Source organism: Streptomyces sp. NBC_00386 (assembly GCF_036063235.1).
GTDB lineage: Bacteria > Actinomycetota > Actinomycetes > Streptomycetales > Streptomycetaceae > Streptomyces.
Genome location: NZ_CP107950.1, coordinates 4,937,119 through 4,952,644, shown reverse-complemented (window position 1 = coordinate 4,952,644; position 15,526 = coordinate 4,937,119). Strand labels below are relative to the sequence as shown.

Here is a 15,526-nt window from a genome sequence, read left to right as displayed (position 1 = left end):
ACAGGAAGAACATTACATGACTGCCGCCGCCATGTGAAATCCGTTTGCCTCACCCCTTGTGAGCTGGGCAAACGTGCTTCTGGGCGCTTGTGGGCGTCCCGGACGCCGGCACGTTCGGCGGCCCTCGTGGACCCCTGGAACGCCGAAACCCCGGTCCACTGGACCGGGGTTTCGGATCTTCGCGCGGAGGCGGAGGGATTTGAACCCTCGATGGGATGTAAGTCCCAAACCGCATTAGCAGTGCGGCGCCATAGACCGGACTAGGCGACGCCTCCCGCACAACCCCTCACGCGAGCGCGAGTGGTGCGTGCAGATGATGACACAGTCGAGGACCGCGTCACCAATCGCCCCCCACGGTACTAGGGAGATACGCCGCACTGCAAAGCCCCCACGAGCACGCAACCGGGTGGGCCTCCCCGCGTTAGGCAGGTCATGTTGCGCCGACTGCTCCTCACCGCCGCCGTGTCAGCCGCCACCACCCTCTCCTGGGCGCCCGGCGCCACCGCCGGCACCCCCTCCGACGCTCCTGGGGCGTCCCCCGTACACGTGGCGTCCCCCGCCGGGCCCGCCACCGTTCTCACCGGCGGACCGTCGTCACTGTTCCCCGGCGGGGTCCCGACGCCGGGGCGGGCCGTCGCCGCGTACGGCCTCGCCCTGTCGGCCCTCATGCCCCCGCCGGCCCGCCCGGACGACTCCGCCGACCGGCTGACGGTGACCGTCGACGGCGTGGGCGGCGGCGCCGACGGGACGTTCGAGCTGGAGTGCCACCCCGCAGGCGGCACCCATCCGCGCGCGGCGGAGGCCTGCGACCGGCTGGACCGGATGACCACCTGGGGCAAGGACACCTTCGCCCCGGTGCCGCCGGACGCCCTGTGCACGATGGTCTACGGAGGTCCGGCCACCGCTCATGTCACGGGAACCTGGGCGGGGCGCCCCGTCGACGCGCGCTACGACCGCTCGAACGGGTGCGAGATCTCGCGCTGGAACGCCCTCGTGCCCGTCCTGCCCGGCGCCCGCACATAGTGCGGAAGGAACGAGGACACGGCGAAGTCACAGTGATCTCACGGTGCCCTCACGGTTCCGTACGGTGAAATGCGTGGTCACAGGTTCTACGCCGCTTCTGCGTCTCATATGTGTGCGACCTCCCTCTCATCCGGCATCGCGAGCGCAACCTCTGCCCGTAGACTCCCTCGCGTGACACGCTGCGGGCCGGTTGGCAAGATGGCATCCGCGGTCGGCAAGGTGCGGTAACAGGGAGGAAGCGTCTCGTGAGCAGCAGGCCATCCCGAGGCGCTGCTCGCCTCGCAGCCATACTGGACGCGCTGCCCGATGCGCTGGTCCTGGTCAACGCCAACGGGACCGTCGTCAACGCCAATACGATCGCCCTGGAGGCCTTCGAGACCCCGGGCACCGCTCTGGTGGGCCGCGGGCTGCTCGATCTGCTTCCCGAGTTCGACTCCCGGCTGATCCCCGGCTCCATGCGGCGCCCCGACACGACCGACGAGCGCGGGCGCACCAAGCCGACCCGGATGACCGCGCGGCGGACCGACGGCTCGGAGTTCCCGGTCGAGGTCACCAGCGCGAACCTGGAGAGCGGCCAGCAGGCCTACGACAACTACGGCCCCACCCCCGACGAGCTGCTGATGCTCGTCGTACGCGATCTTTCGGGCACCGTCGACACCGAGGCCGAGCTCGCGCGTTCGCAGCGCCAGACCGAGATGATCCTGCGCGCGGCGGCCGAGGGTGTCGTCGGGACGGACACCGAGGGGCGGGTCGTCCTCGTCAACCCCGCCGCCGCCCAGATCCTCGGATACCGGGCCAGCGACCTCGGTGGCAAGGATCTGCACGAACTGATCCTGCACTCGCGGGCGGACGGCGAGGCCTTCCCCTTCGAGGAGTCACCGCTCGCCGACACGCTGCGCTCCGGGCGCAAGCACCGGGTGCGCGGGCAGGTGCTGTGGTCGAAGTCCGGGGACAAGGTCCCGGTCGACCTGACGACCTCTCCGGTGCGCGACGGGGACCAGCTCGTCGGTGCCGTCATGACCTTCACCGACCGGCGCCCGTACGACACCCTGGTCGAGGAGAAGGAAACAGCCGCCACCCGGCACGCCGAGGAGCTGGAACAGATCGGCGAGGAGCACACCGCCGAGCTGGCGAAGCTGCGGGAGCGGCACACCGCCGAACTCACCGAGCTGACCGAGGGGCACGAGGAGGAACTCGCCGCCGGCGAAGAGCGGTACGCGTCGCTCGGCGAGCGGGAGAAGGACCGCTACGAGGCGCTGGCCGCCCGGCACGAGCAGCTGCTCGCCGTCCTCGGCCACTCCCTGCGCGGACCCCTCGACCAGCTGCGCGGCGAACTCGCCAAGCTCGCCGCCGACGACGCGGGGCAGCTGTGGCCGGAGGCCAACCAGGTGCTCCACCACCTCGCGGCCGGCTACTCGCGGATCACGACGCTCGTCGACAACGTCCTGGGCTACCAGCGGCTGGACGCGGGCATCGAGACGATCTTCCGTACGAACGTGATGCTGGACGCCGTGGTCGCGGCCGGTGTCGAGGGTGCCGTCGACCTGATCGGGCCCGGACGCGTGCAGTTCGCCGTGCACGCGCCGCCCATCGAGGCCGAGGTCGACCCGCAGCGTCTCGCGCGCGCCCTCGCCCACCTCGTCGCGGACGTCGCGGGCGTCGACGCGACCGGCAACGCGCCGGTGTCGGCGGGCGGTTACATGGACAACACGGTCGTCGTGGCGGCGGCGCAGCGCGGCGAGGTCGTCCGTATCGAGGTACGCGGGCCGTACGCCGGGGGAGACCCGGTGCACGAGCCGATCGTGCGCGGGATCGTGCGCGCGCACGGCGGCGTGCTCCAGACGCACGAGGTGCCCGGCATGAGCGGCAGCGCCTACGTCCTGGAGGTGCCCATCGGCGGCGGGGCGGGCGCGGTTCCGCCCGGCACCGCTGTGGCGGTCGGCGCCGAGATCGCCCTTCCCGACCTTCCCGAGCAGACCCCGCAGCAGAGCGGTGGCCGGCGGCGAGCCCGGCGGGCCTCCACGGACGCCTTCCTGGAGGGCGAGGAGTCGGGGGAGACCGGACCGCAGGCCGTCGAGGCGGCCGGCGCGACCGCTCCCACCGGGCGCCGTCGCCGCCGTGCGGCGGAGGAGCAGGCGGCGGGCGAGCTGCCGGTTCCCGGGCAGGAGCAGCCGGGCGACGGCACCGAGGACGGCACCGGACGGCGCCGCGGCCGGCCCAGCCCCGTCGGGGGCACGGGCGACGCCCCGGCCGAGGGCGCGGTCGTGATGGCGGGCGAGCACGGCTCGGGCACCGCGGCCGTGGGCTCCGGGCTGGGCGGGACGGTGCCTCCGCAGGGGGTGCCGGTACCGGTGCCCTCCGGACGGCGCGCACGCCGGGACGGTGAGCAGAACGCGCTGCCGGCGGCGCCCGTCGCGACGGCTCCGGACGGTGATCCCGACGACGACGGCACCGTCGACGAGGCGGGCCGGCCGACCGGGCGGCGCCGTCGTGCGCTGGCCGCGGCGGCCGAGCGTGCCGCCGCGCAGGAGACGGGCGCCCGTGCGGTGTTCGCGCTGCCGCCGGCGGAGGCGGACCGTTCGCCGGAGTACGTCCGGGCCGAGGCCCAGGCGCAGGCCGCGCAGGTTCAGGCCGCGGAGGCCCAGGCCGCCCAGGTCCAGGCGGCGCGGGCACAGGTGGCCCAGGCCGCACAGGATCAGGTGCAGGCCCAGGTCGCGCTGGCCCAGCAGCCCGACGGCCGCCACGACGCGATGCGGCACGACCCCGACGACGATCACACCCCGCCGCAGCCGCACCCGACCTCCGCCCCGACGGGCCGCCGCCGTGCCCGTCAGGTCGCGGAACCGGCTCCCGAAGCGGCGCCCGGGGCACCCGCGCAGGCGGTCCCGGCGCAGGGGCTTCCCGGACAGCCGGTGCCCGCTCTCGGGCAGACGGTCCCGGCGCAGGGACTTCCCGCTCAGGGCGTCCCGGTCCCCGCCACCGCCGGACGGCCGGTTCCCCCCGGCCTGCCCGCCGTCGCCGCCCAGCCGGGTTCCGCCCCGGCGGCCGCGATGCCGGGTGCCGCGCCCACTCCGGTGGCCCAGCCCTGGCCCGACGCGAACAACACCACCGGTGCCGGTGCTCAGCCCGCGCTCCCGGCGGCGGCCCCGGCCGCCCAGGCAGCCCCCGCCCCGCTCCCCCCGGAGCGCCCGGCCGCGCGGGTCGCCCAGCCGCTGCCCGCCGAGGCGACGCCCGCGTCCGCCCCGGCCGACCCCAACTCGACGCAGGGCCGTGCCATAAGCGTGCGCACGCTCGGCCAGGGCGTTCCGTTCGCCCGTCAGGTCGCGGCGGCCCAGCCGGGCGGCGGCGGTGTCCAGGCCCCGACTCCCCCGCACGGGACGAACGGCGGGGGCCGCCGCCGCAAGCTCGGTACGCCGCCCGAGCCCGCCGCCGAACGACCGGAGACGGCCGCGCGCGCTCTTCCGCAGGGCGCCCAGCCGGGTGCCGGACCCCGGCGGCCCGGCACCACCGAGGGCGCCGGACGGTCCTACGCCATAGGAGCGCCGGACGAGAACGCCGCCGAGGGCCCCGAGCCGCTCGACGGTCCCGGCGGTGCCGTCGAGGTCGCCGACCAGCCGCAGCCGCGCCCCGTGGACGACGAACTGCCCCCGGAGCCGCTGGACAACCCGCGGCGGCTGCTCGTGTGGCCGGCGCCCGACGCCGGCACCCAGCAGGCGCTGACCGACCGCGGCTACCGGCCGGTCATCGTGAACTCGCGCGAGGAGGTCGACGCGCAGATCGCCGCGTTCCCCGCCGCGCTGTTCGTCGACCCGCTGACCGGCCCGATCACCCGCACGGCGCTCCAGTCGCTGCGCCAGGCCGCCGTCGCGGCCGAGGTGCCCGTCCTGGTGACGGCCGGACTCGGACAGGCGACGCGCGAGGCGGCGTACGGCGCCGACCCCGCCGTACTCCTGAAGGCGCTGGCACCGCGCGATTCCGAGCAGCACCCGCCGCGGGTCCTGCTCATCGAGGAGCACGCGGAGATCGCCCTCGCGCTGACGGCGACGCTGGAGCGGCGCGGGATGCAGGTCGCGCGCGCCTCTACGGACGAGGACGCCGTCACCCTGGCCGCGCAGATGCGGCCGAACCTCGTGGTGATGGACCTGATGCAGGTACGGCGCCGACGGGCCGGAATCGTCGACTGGCTGCGTGCGAACGGGCAGTTGAACCGCACGCCGCTCGTCGTCTACACCGCCGCCGTCGACGCGTCCGAACTGCCGCGGCTGGCCGCGGGGGAGTCGGTGCTGTTCCTCGCCGAGCGCTCGACGAGCGACGAGGTCCAGGACCGGATCGTCGACCTCCTGGCCCGCATCGGTACCAACTAGGCCCGTGTGTACGTCACGGCGCGCCCCGCGCCCGTGCGTACACACGGCGCGCCACGCGTCCGTACGCCCGTCACGGCGGGTCCGCGCGCCCGTCGAGCACACGTGAGCCGGACGGGGAGCCCTCGAGCTCCCCGTCCGGCTCACGTGTGATGTCCGCGCGTCAGAGCTTGGTCACGTCCAGGCTGCCCTCGGCGTACCTCTTGCGGATCACCTTCTTGTCGAACTTGCCGACGCTCGTCTTCGGCACGGCCTCGACGATCGACCAGCGCTCGGGGAGCTGCCACCTGGCGATCTTGCCCTCGTCGGCGAGGAAGGCGCGCAGCGTCTCGAAGTCGGCGGCGGAGCCCTCCCTCAGGACGACGGTGGCCAGCGGCCGCTCGCCCCACTTCTCGTCGGGGACGGCCACGACCGCGGCCTCGGTCACGTCCGGGTGGGACATGAGGGCGTTCTCCAGGTCGACCGAGGAGATCCACTCGCCGCCCGACTTGATGACGTCCTTGGCTCGGTCGGTGAGGGTCAGGAAGCCGTCGGCGCTGATCGTGCCGACGTCACCGGTCTTGAGCCAGCCGTCCTCGCTGAACTTGTCGGCGGGGCGCAGCGGTTCCGCGCCGTCGCCGCCGTAGTAGGCACCGGCGATCCACGGGCCGCGGACCTCCAGCTCGCCGGCGGACTCGCCGTCCCACGGGAGACGTTCGCCGCCGGGGCCGGTGAGGCGGGCCTCGACGCCCGCCGGGAAACGGCCCTGGGTGAGGCGGTACGCGAACTCCTCGTCCGTGCCCTCGGCGTGGGCCGGCGGGCGGGCGATGGTGCCGAGGGGCGAGGTCTCGGTCATGCCCCAGGCGTGGCAGACACGCATGCCCAGATCGTCGAAGGCGGTCATGAGCGAGGGCGGGCAGGCCGAGCCGCCGATCGTCACCTGGGTGAGGGAGGAGACGTCCCGGGGCTTGGCGGTCAGTTCGGCGAGCAGGCCCTGCCAGATGGTCGGGACGGCGGCGGCGTGCGTCGGCCGCTCGCTCTCGATCATCTCGGCGAGCGGCGCGGGCTGGAGGAAGCGGTCCGGCATCAGCATGTTGATGCCGGACATGAAGGTCGCGTGCGGCAGACCCCAGGCGTTGACGTGGAACTGGGGGACCACGACGAGGGTGGTGTCGTGGTCGGTGAGCCCCATCGACTGGGCCATGTTCACCTGCATGGAGTGCAGGTAGATCGAACGGTGGGAGTACACGACTCCCTTGGGGTCCCCGGTGGTTCCGGAGGTGTAGCACATGGCCGCGGCCTGCCGCTCGTCGATCTCCGGCCAGTCGTAGGCCGTCGGCTTCCCGGCGAGCAGCTCCTCGTACTCGTGCACCCGCACGCTCGCCCCGTCGAGCAGGGAACGGTCACCGGGACCCGAGACCACCACGTGCTGGACCGTCGGCAGATGGGGGAGGAGCGGCGCGAGCAGCGGGAGCAGCGAACCGTTGGCGATGACCACGCGGTCGGCGGCGTGGTTGACGATGAAGACGAGCTGCTCGGCCGGGAGGCGGAGGTTCAGGGTGTGCAGCACGGCGCCCATGGAGGGGATCGCGTAGTACGCCTCGACGTGCTCGGCGTTGTTCCACATCAGGGTCGCGACGCGCTCGTCGCCCGTCACCCCGAGGTCGTCGCGCAGGGCGTGGGCGAGCTGGTTCGCGCGCCGGCCGGCCTCACGGAAGCTGCGGCGGTGCGGTTCGCCCTCGCCCGTCCAGGTCGTGATCTGCGACTCTCCGTGCACCAGAGCCCCGTGCTCCAGAATGCGGGTCACAGTCAGCGGTACGTCCTGCATCGTGCTCAGCACGGCGTCCTCCCGGGGGCGACATTGCCTACGCGGTAGTAATGGGTTGCGCTGATTCTGCGCACATACCGCGTGGTATGTCACTAGGCCCAGGAATGATCGATCAGCGCAGGACCCGCTCGGACACCGGACGGGGGCCTTCCTGGCGAACGGGGATCAGCTCGGGGTCCTCGCGCAGTTTGCCCAGCGCACGGGAGACCGCCGACTTGACCGTGCCGACGGAGACCCCGAGGACCTCCGCGGTCTGGGCCTCGCTCAGGTCCTCGTAGTAGCGCAGCACCACCATCGCCCGCTGCCGCGCCGGCAGCTTGGTGATCGCCCGCCACATCGCGTCGTGCAGCGCCTGCTGCTCGGCGGGGTCGGGGGCGGGGAGCCCCTCCGGCTCCGGCAGCTCCTCGCAGACGAACTCGTCGACCTTGCGCTTGCGCCACTGCGACGTCCGCGTGTTCAGCAGGGCGCGCCGCACATAGCCGTCCAGGGCCCGGTGGTCCTCGATCCGGTCCCAGGCGACGTACGTCTTCGTCAGGGCCGTCTGCAGCAGGTCCTCGGCGTCGCTCGGGTTCGCGGTGAGCGACCGGGCGGTACGCAGCAGCACCGGCTGCCGCGCCTTCACGTACGACGAGAAGGACGGGTACGAAAGGGTCCGTGCCGCCCTGGTGGCGGCGTTCGAGGCGCTCGTACAGACGAGTGGGGTCATGACTCCACGCTAGGTTCGCCCCCTCGTCCGGCGGATCGGCCGCAGGTCCCGAAGCCATGTCCGCCTCAGGTTGTAGAACCGGGGTCGGCCTCACCTCCTGAAGGTGGACAAGGGGGCCATCCCCTCTGAGGGTTCACCCCTGAGAGAGGGCCGCCGGGCGCGGTTCCCGTCCGGTGGTGGGTCGGGGCCGTGCCGGTGCATCAGCCCGTCGCCGTCGGGTGAGGCGTGAGCGTCGGTGGCGACGGGCATCGATGTACCGGCACGGCCCCTCCCGCGCGTCGCCGGGTGCGGGTGATTCGTGGTGGCGGCGGTCTCAGGCGTCGGCGCCGAGGATCAGGCCCGAGGTCGGAACCCCGGTCCCCGCGGTCACCAGAACGCGCCCGGCGCCCGGTATCTGGTTCACGGACGTGCCCCTCAGCTGCCGTACGCCCTCCGCTATCCCGTTCATCCCGTGCAGATACGCCTCCCCGAGCTGGCCCCCGTGCGTGTTCAGGGGCAGCCTCTCCTCGGCGACGAAGTCCGCGGCCTCGCCCGGCTCGCAGAAGCCGAACTCCTCCAGCTGCATCAGCACGAACGGGGTGAAGTGGTCGTACAGGATCCCCACGTCGATCTCCGCGGGCCCGAGTCCCGCGGTCCGCCACAGCTGCCGGGCCACCACGCCCATCTCCGGCAGCCCGGTCAGATCGTCCCGGTAGAAACTCGTCATCTGCTCCTGTGCCCGGCCGGCCCCCTGCGCGGCGGCCGCGACGACCACCGGCGGACGGGGCAGATCGCGGGCCCGCTCCACGGAGGTGACCACCAGCGCCTGGCCTCCGTCGGTCTCCTGGCAGCAGTCCAGCAGCCGCAGCGGCTCCACGATCCAGCGCGAGGCCGCGTGCTCGGCGAGTGTGATCGGTCTGCCGTGGAAGTACGCGGCCGGGTTCGTCGCCGCGTACTTCCGGTCCACCACCGCGACATGGCCGAACGCCTCGGGGGTCAGGCCGTAGGTGTGCAGATACCGCTGGGCCGCCATCGCCACCCAGGAGGCCGGGGTGAGCAGCCCGAACGGCAGGGCCCAGCCCAGCGCCGCACCCTCCGCCGACGGCTCCCGCCGCTGCACGCCCGAACCGAACCTGCGGCCCGACCGCTCGTTGAACGCCCGGTAGCAGACCACGACCTCGGCCACGCCGGTGGCGACCGCGAGCGCCGCCTGCTGGACGGTCGCGCAGGCCGCCCCGCCGCCGTAGTGGACGCGCGAGAAGAAGGACAGCTCCCCGATCCCGGCCGCCTGCGCGACGGTGATCTCCGGGCTGGTGTCCATCGTGAACGTCACCAGTCCGTCCACGTCCCCCGGCGTCAGCCCCGCGTCGTCGAGCGCGGCGCGCACCGCGTCCACCGCCAGCCGCAGCTCACTGCGCCCCGAGTCCTTGGAGAACTCGGTGGCCCCGATGCCGACGATCGCCGCCCGCCCGCCGAGGCCGTCCCGCTTGCGCACACTCATACGGCACCACCCGCGGACGGCGCCTCGGCGGGGTCGGGAACGGCGGACGCCGGGGCGGCCAGGGGCTCCTCATCGGGAGCGGGAGCGGAAGCCGGGACGGTCACCGTCACCGTGCCCATGACGTGCCGGCCGATGCCGTTGGCGCCGAGGATCCTCACCGTCGCCGTGTCACCGTCGACCTCCTCGACGGAGCCGGTCAGCACCATGGTGTCTCCCGGATGGTTGGGGGCGCCCAGCCGTATCGCCACCCTGCGCAGCACGGCGGCCGGGCCGAAGTGGTCGGTCACATACCGTCCGACCAGGCCGTTGGTCGTCAGGATGTTCATGAAGATGTCCGGCGATCCCTTCGCCCGTGCCAGGTCCGCGTCGTGATGCACGTCCTGGTAGTCCCGTGAGGCGATGGCCCCGGCCACGATCAGCGTGCGGGTGATCTCGATCTCCAGCGGCGCCAGTACGTCGCCCACCCTCATGTCTCCGCCTCCCCGTTCGCGATCAACTCACCGAGCTCCTGCAGCAGTTCGCCCCCGCAGCCCAGATACGCGTCCAGCTGCCGGCCCCACAGGAAGTGCCGGTGCACGGGGTGCGCGAGGTCGGCGCCCGCCCCGCCGTGCAGATGCTGGCCCGTGTGCACCACCCGCCGGCCCGCCTCGGAGGCCCACCAGGCGGCCGTGAGGGCGTGCGTCGCGTACGGCAGCCCCTCGTCGCGCCGCCATGCCGCCTCGTACGCCGTCACCCGGATCGCCTCGGTGTCCATGTGCGCGTCGGCGGCGCGCAGTTGGACTCCCTGCCGGGCGGCGAGCGGCTGCCCGAACTGCTCGCGCGTGTTCGTGTGCTCCACCGCCCGCGCCAGCGAACCCGCGCACACCCCGGCCTGGAGCCCGGCGAAGGCGGTACGGGCCGTGGCCAGCAGGTCGTCGTACGCGCCCGCGGAGCCCAGCGCCTCCCCCGGCGCCCCGTCCAGCGTCAGCCGCCCCGCCGACCAGGGCGCCGTCAGTTCGACCGGCCCGCTCACCGCCGCCTCCGCGGTGCGGACCAGCCAGAGCCGGCGCCGGTCGTCGGCGACGAGGACATGGGTGGCGTCGCGCAGCCACGGCACGGCGGGAAGGACACCGGTCAGCTTCCCGGACGTGGAGGGGGACGAGGAGGCCGGCGGGGAGGCGGACAGCGTGCCCGCGCCCGATATCGCCCCGGCCACCACCACCGTCCCGTCGGCGATGCCCGGCAGCAGCCGCTCGCGCTGCTCCGGCGAACCGTGTGCCGTCACCGCGAGCAGTCCGTACACACAGCTCGCGGCGAACGGCACCTGCGCCGTGGTGCGCCCCTGCTCCTCCAGCAGCAGTACGAGCCCGAGGAGCCCGGTGTCCGCGACCGCCCCCACCAGTCCGGCGGCGCACAGCTCCTTCCACAGTCCGGCGTCGCTGCCCGTCCCGGCCGCGGTGAGCCGTTCGTGGGTGGAGTGGTCGCCGAAGATCCGCGCGGCCAGGTCCGCGGCGGCGGCCTGCTCCTCGGTGGGGGTGAAGTCCATGTCAGCTCCCCTCGCCCGAGCGGCCGGCGGAGGCGGCGGCCCGGAAGACCGGCAGCTCCAAGTCCTCGTCGTAGCGACGGAATGCGAGCCGCACCGGCATCCCGATCCGCACCTCGTCGTACGGGACGCCCACCACGTTGCTCACGATCCGCACGCCCTCGGCGAGCTCGACCAGAGCGACGGCGTAGGGAGGGTCGAAGGCCGGGAACGGCGGATGGTGCATGACGACGTACGAGTACACGGTCCCCTCGCCGCCCGACTCGACCGTGTCCCAGTCCGGGCAGCCGCACGCCCCGCACCCCGGCAGCCACGGGAATCTCAGCGTCCCGCAGGCCGTGCAGCGCTGGATCAGCAGCCGACGCCGCCCGACGCCCTCCCAGAACCCGGCGTTGTCCCGGTTGATCACCGGCCGCGGACGCCTGCTCTTCGGCTCGGCGCTCCTCGGCCCGGCGCTCTTTGTCTCGGAGCTCTTTGTCTCGGAGTTCTTTGTCTCGGCGCGCCTCGGCCCGGAGCTCTTCGTCCGCGCGCTGCCCGATGAGCCCTGAGCCGTCTCCGTACTCTTCGGACTCCGGTGCGCCGGAGCGTACTTGAGGATGCGGAACCTGTGCGTCCCGGCGAGCTCGCCGCCCGCCCGGATGTCCATCCGCGTGGTGACGAAGTACCCCGTACCCAGTTTGGTCGTCTTGCGCCCGGACACCGACTCGATCATCGAGTCGAAGGTGATCTCGTCCCCGGGGCGCAACGGACGCAGATACTCCTGTTCGCAGTCGGTGGCGACCACCGAGGTGTACCCGGCGCCGTCGAGCAGGCCGAACAGCTCGTCGTAGGTCCCGGAACGGCCGGGGCGGTCGGCGTGCCCGGAGAGGCCGCTCATCGTCCACGCCTGGAGCATGGTGGGCGGGGCCACCGCGTCCGGCCCCTGGTAGGCCGGGTTGGTGTCGCCCATGGCCTCGCACCAGTGCCGGATCATCGGCGCGTTGACCAGGTCCCGGCCGACACCCCCGACGGTGGCCGCGCACCCCTGGTACTTCTTCAGACGCTCCGACAGCTCGTCCCCGTCACCCGCGGAACCATCGGACCCGCCCCCCTCCCGCACCGCGCCACCCGGCGCGAGGCCGTCGTCACGCGCCGCGGAGCGCTCCTCTCCCGCCTCCCGCCCGCTCACCGCCGCCCCCGCCTCATGCCGAGCCGCATCGTCGCGACGATCTCCCGCTGCACCTCGCTCACCCCGCCCCCGAACGTGTTGATCTGCGCCGCCCTGTTCATCCGCTCCAGTTCGCCGCCCCCGAACGCCCCCGGCGACCCGGAGCGGACCAGCGCCCCGGGTCCCACGATGTGCTGGCACATCCGGTACACCGCGACCGCGGACTCGGTTCCCATGACCTTCACGCCGCTCGCGTCCCCGGGCGCCGGACCGCCGGCTCCCACGTCCCCCACCAGACGCCAGTTGAGCAGGCGTGACGCCGCGAGCCGCGCGTGCACCTCGGCGAGCTGGGAACGCACCCACGGCTCGTCGGCCGCGCGCCGCCCGCTCACCGGATCAGGGGTACGGGCCGCTTCCAGCGCGGCCGCGTAGAAGTCCTCGGCCTGCATGCCGATCGCGGCGAGGGCGACCCGCTCGTGGTTGAGCTGGCTGGTGACGAGTCCCCAGCCGGCGTTCTCCTCGCCGACCAGGTTCCCCGCCGGGACGCGGATCCCGTCGTAGTAGGTCGCCGTGGTGATCTGGCCGCCCACGGTCTCGATCGGCGTCCACGAGAAGCCGGGGGCGCCGGTCGGGACGAGCAGGATCGAGATGCCCCGGTGCCGGGGCGCGTCCGGGTCGGTCCGGCAGGCGAGCCAGATCCAGTCGGCGTTCTGGGCGTTGGACGTGAAGATCTTCTGACCGTCGATCCGCCAGGCCCCACCCTCGGCGCCGGTCTCCCCGGCCACCCGGACGGCGCGGGTGCGCAGCGAGGCGAGGTCCGTGCCGGCCGACGGTTCCGAGTACCCGATGGCGAAGACGAGGTCGCCCTTCAGGATGCGCGGCAGGAAGTACTCCTTCTGCTCCTCGCTGCCGTACTTCATGAGGGTCGGCCCGACGGTGTTCAGCGTGACCATCGAGACGGGAGCGCCGGCCCGGTAGGCCTCGTCGAAGAAGACGAACTGCTCGTCCGCGCCGCGCCCCTGGCCCCCGTACGCGACCGGCCAGCCGAGCCCGAGCAGACCGTCGGCTCCGATGCGGCGCAGCAGCGCCCGCTGCCGGGCGGGGTCGTCGGCCGGCGGCGGTCCGTCCGGCATCAGATCCCGGAAGTACGTGCGGAGTTCGGCGCGCAGCCGCTGCTGGCGCTCGGTGGGGGCGAGGTGCACGGCGGCGGCCCTCCCGGACCTCGTACGAACAAGGTTTTCTGACTGTCCGTCAGATACCGTTGCCTGTCAAGGTCACGGGCACCGCCCCGGAAGAGCCGCGCGCCGCCGGCGGGGGCACCGCGACACCCCCGGAACGCGTCTGCGCGACGGCGCCGAAGCACCGCCGCGCAGGCGTCGTGAACCCCCACCCCCCAGCGCCCCGCCCCCAGAGCCCTACCCCCCGGAGAAGCCCCCCGGCCGACGGAAACCCGTCGCCCCTCGCCCGTCAGAGCCTGACGAAGTTGACCAGGACGTTCGAGTTGCCCTGGTTGAGGGCTGTGAACGCGGAACCGTTCACTTGGGCGGTATCGCTCTGATTCGAGGCTCCGGAGCCGACCGCCTGTTGTTGGGTGGCCGACGAGTTGCCGCTGTTGTCACGTCCGGCCCCGCTGCCGCCGGCGGTCGCCACTCCGGCGTTCGACCCGGTGTCCGCGATGGAGCCGTTGTCGGCCGCCGCGACCCCGGAGAAGAGGACGGCGGTCAGCGGCAGGGCCGCGACGGCGGCGAGAACGCGAGCGGTACGGATGCTTGCCATGCGAGTTCCTCCAGAAGCGGTTGTACGCACCGGCGGCGGGCCGGGGAGTACGGGAAATACGGCTTGTTCCAGGGCGGTCGGCCGACCGCCTCGGTGTTGTCCACGACGTCGCGGGTCCAGAGTTGCCCAGCGCATCCCCGGCGAACCACACCGGAAGCCGTGATTCCCACTCAAGCGTGATGACATGTCGATAAACCCCCTTCACTCCCACAAAGGCCCAGCTCAGACCCCTGCCGTCCGTTGAGCCCAAGCCCCGCAGCAGCGGAAGCGTTCCGGCAGCTTTTCGGCCGATCTCGCCCTTCACCCGCCCGGCTCCCCCGCGAGCCCGGAGAGCCCTTCCCTTTCTCGAACACTCGTACGATTATGGATGCATGGCCACCATCGACCGGCGGGCCACCACTCTGGCCCTGGCCCACGCCCTGTCCGCAGCCGAGCGCGGGCTCGCGGTGATCCCGCTGTCCCGTACGAAGCTCCCTGCCCTGCGCTCCCCCCATCGCGACGACCCCGACCCCCACCCGTGCCACGGCGAATGCGGCCGCTTCGGGCACGGCGTGTACGACGCCTCGACCGAGCCCCGGCGCATCCGCGAGCTCTTCGCCGCCGCCCCCTGGGCCACCGGCTACGGAATCGCCTGCGGGCTGCACCCGCACCACCTCATCGGCGTCGACCTCGACACCAAGTCCGACACCGACTCCTCGACCGCCCTGCGCGAACTGGCCCTGCGCCATCTCTTCACGATCCCGGACACGGTCGTCGTCCTGACCCCCAGCGGCGGCCGCCATCTGTGGCTGAGCGGACCGCCGGACGTCGTCGTCCCCAACTCGGCGAGCCGGCTCGCGCCCGGCATCGACATCCGCGGCGCCGGCGGCTACCTCGTCGGCCCCGGCTCACGCACCGAACACGGCGTGTACGGGACGGCTCCCGGCACCTCCCGGCTCGCGCCCGCACCCTGCCCGCCCGAACTCCTGCGCCTGCTCCTGCCTCCGCCCCCGGCCCGCGCCCACCACCCCACGCCCTCCGCGACCGACCGGCAGGGCCAGGGGCTCGTCCAGTTCGTCCTCACCGCACACGAGGGCCAGCGCAACACCCGCCTCTTCTGGGCCGCCTGCCGCGCCTACGAGAACGGCATCGGCCCCCGACTGATCGCCCCGCTCGTCCAGGCCGCCGTCCGCACGGGCCTCACCGAACGAGAGGCCCGCTCGACGATCGCCTCCGCGGCACGGATGACGGCTCCTTCGTCCCGGCGGCACTGAAGCGACGCCGTCACCCACGTCGCCGGGTGACAGGCGACGCGGGTGACGGCCCCGTCACCCCGGCGGAGGGGGCAAGGGCGTCGCCGGCCGGACCGGCATGCTCGGAGCAGTGCCGGCCCCGACCGGCGAGCCCCTCACCCACGGACGCTCCGGCTGCGGCCCCTCGGTCGTCCCGCGGGAATCGCCCCCGTCGGCGCGGCGGGACGATGCACACGTACGGGGTGCCGCAAACCAAGTTTCACCACACGTACGGGTGAGCGTCGGAACCTGACGACCGGGTATGGGGTCACTGGCTTGGAGCTGTGAAGGGGCCTGGTCCGGTGACGGCCCGAGGGGCGAAAACGCCCGGTGACAACGGCATTTCCGGAAGGAAGCGATGACACGGAACACGTTTCCGGTCGTCATGAGTCAACAGCGTGTGCGTGTCTACACCGAAGCAAACGTCTCGATT

11 protein-coding genes and 1 tRNA gene are annotated in these 15,526 nt (G+C 73.1%); 3 read left to right on the top strand and 9 right to left on the bottom strand.

All coding sequences use genetic code 11. From position 1 onward, the window contains the following. Positions 1 to 184: 184 nt before the first annotated feature. Positions 185 to 275 (bottom strand) — tRNA-Ser (locus OG780_RS21765). A 157-nt stretch (positions 276 to 432) separates the two neighbouring features. Here OG780_RS21765 and OG780_RS21760 point away from each other — a divergent pair. After that, a complete protein-coding gene (locus tag OG780_RS21760) occupies positions 433 to 1,023 on the top strand; it encodes an SSI family serine proteinase inhibitor (protein ID WP_328450652.1) in 591 nt (196 codons plus the stop codon). A 245-nt stretch (positions 1,024 to 1,268) separates the two neighbouring features. Continuing rightward, a complete protein-coding gene (locus tag OG780_RS21755; protein ID WP_328450650.1) occupies positions 1,269 to 5,387 on the top strand; it encodes a hybrid sensor histidine kinase/response regulator in 4,119 nt (1,372 codons plus the stop codon). A 160-nt stretch (positions 5,388 to 5,547) separates the two neighbouring features. On the opposite strand, the gene OG780_RS21750 is transcribed toward OG780_RS21755, so the two are convergent. From OG780_RS21750 to OG780_RS21715, 8 genes are all read right to left on the bottom strand, one after another. Then, positions 5,548 to 7,191, bottom strand: a complete 1,644-nt coding sequence (locus OG780_RS21750; RefSeq protein WP_328458289.1) for a long-chain fatty acid--CoA ligase — start codon at positions 7,189 to 7,191, stop codon at positions 5,548 to 5,550. A gap of 112 nt (positions 7,192 to 7,303) precedes the next feature. Then, positions 7,304 to 7,897 carry a SigE family RNA polymerase sigma factor gene (locus tag OG780_RS21745; protein ID WP_328450648.1) on the bottom strand — a complete coding sequence of 198 codons (594 nt, stop codon included), beginning with the start codon at positions 7,895 to 7,897 and terminating at the stop codon, positions 7,304 to 7,306. 313 nt (positions 7,898 to 8,210) lie between these two features. Then, a complete protein-coding gene (locus tag OG780_RS21740; RefSeq protein ID WP_328450646.1) occupies positions 8,211 to 9,377 on the bottom strand; it encodes a lipid-transfer protein in 1,167 nt (388 codons plus the stop codon). After that, positions 9,374 to 9,847, bottom strand: coding sequence for a MaoC family dehydratase (locus OG780_RS21735; protein ID WP_328450644.1), 474 nt, complete (start codon positions 9,845 to 9,847; stop codon positions 9,374 to 9,376). Before OG780_RS21735 ends, OG780_RS21740 begins: the two co-directional genes overlap by 4 nt. Continuing rightward, positions 9,844 to 10,902, bottom strand: coding sequence for an acyl-CoA dehydrogenase family protein (locus OG780_RS21730; protein WP_328450642.1), 1,059 nt, complete (start codon positions 10,900 to 10,902; stop codon positions 9,844 to 9,846). The genes OG780_RS21735 and OG780_RS21730 overlap by 4 nt, the downstream gene beginning before the upstream one ends. A 1-nt stretch (position 10,903) precedes the next feature. Then, complete coding sequence (locus tag OG780_RS21725; protein ID WP_328458287.1) at positions 10,904 to 11,998, bottom strand: bifunctional MaoC family dehydratase N-terminal/OB-fold nucleic acid binding domain-containing protein; 1,095 nt, start codon at positions 11,996 to 11,998, stop codon at positions 10,904 to 10,906. Positions 11,999 to 12,063: 65 nt separating this feature from the next. Continuing rightward, positions 12,064 to 13,248: an acyl-CoA dehydrogenase family protein gene (locus tag OG780_RS21720; RefSeq protein WP_328450640.1), complete on the bottom strand. Its 1,185-nt coding sequence runs from the start codon at positions 13,246 to 13,248 to the stop codon at positions 12,064 to 12,066. A gap of 265 nt (positions 13,249 to 13,513) precedes the next feature. Continuing rightward, the gene (locus OG780_RS21715) at positions 13,514 to 13,822 is read right to left on the bottom strand and encodes a hypothetical protein (protein ID WP_328450638.1); all 309 of its coding nucleotides are present in this window, start codon (positions 13,820 to 13,822) and stop codon (positions 13,514 to 13,516) included. Between the two features lie 371 nt (positions 13,823 to 14,193). On the opposite strand from OG780_RS21715, the gene OG780_RS21710 reads away from it, so the two are divergent. Beyond that, complete coding sequence (locus OG780_RS21710; protein WP_328450636.1) at positions 14,194 to 15,075, top strand: bifunctional DNA primase/polymerase; 882 nt, start codon at positions 14,194 to 14,196, stop codon at positions 15,073 to 15,075. Positions 15,076 to 15,526: the final 451 nt, after the last annotated feature.

Excerpts from the sequence above, each read along its gene's own strand:
- OG780_RS21740 (WP_328450646.1), bottom strand. The coding sequence starts at position 9,377 with ATGAGTGTGCGCAAGCGGGACGGCCTCGGCGGGCGGGCGGCGATCGTC.
- OG780_RS21760 (WP_328450652.1), top strand. The coding sequence starts at position 433 with ATGTTGCGCCGACTGCTCCTCACCGCCGCCGTGTCAGCCGCCACCACC.
- OG780_RS21710 (WP_328450636.1), top strand. The coding sequence starts at position 14,194 with ATGGCCACCATCGACCGGCGGGCCACCACTCTGGCCCTGGCCCACGCC.
- OG780_RS21715 (WP_328450638.1), bottom strand. The coding sequence starts at position 13,822 with ATGGCAAGCATCCGTACCGCTCGCGTTCTCGCCGCCGTCGCGGCCCTG.
- OG780_RS21735 (WP_328450644.1), bottom strand. The coding sequence starts at position 9,847 with ATGAGGGTGGGCGACGTACTGGCGCCGCTGGAGATCGAGATCACCCGC.
- OG780_RS21745 (WP_328450648.1), bottom strand. The coding sequence starts at position 7,897 with ATGACCCCACTCGTCTGTACGAGCGCCTCGAACGCCGCCACCAGGGCG.
- OG780_RS21750 (WP_328458289.1), bottom strand. The coding sequence starts at position 7,191 with ATGCAGGACGTACCGCTGACTGTGACCCGCATTCTGGAGCACGGGGCT.
- OG780_RS21730 (WP_328450642.1), bottom strand. The coding sequence starts at position 10,902 with ATGGACTTCACCCCCACCGAGGAGCAGGCCGCCGCCGCGGACCTGGCC.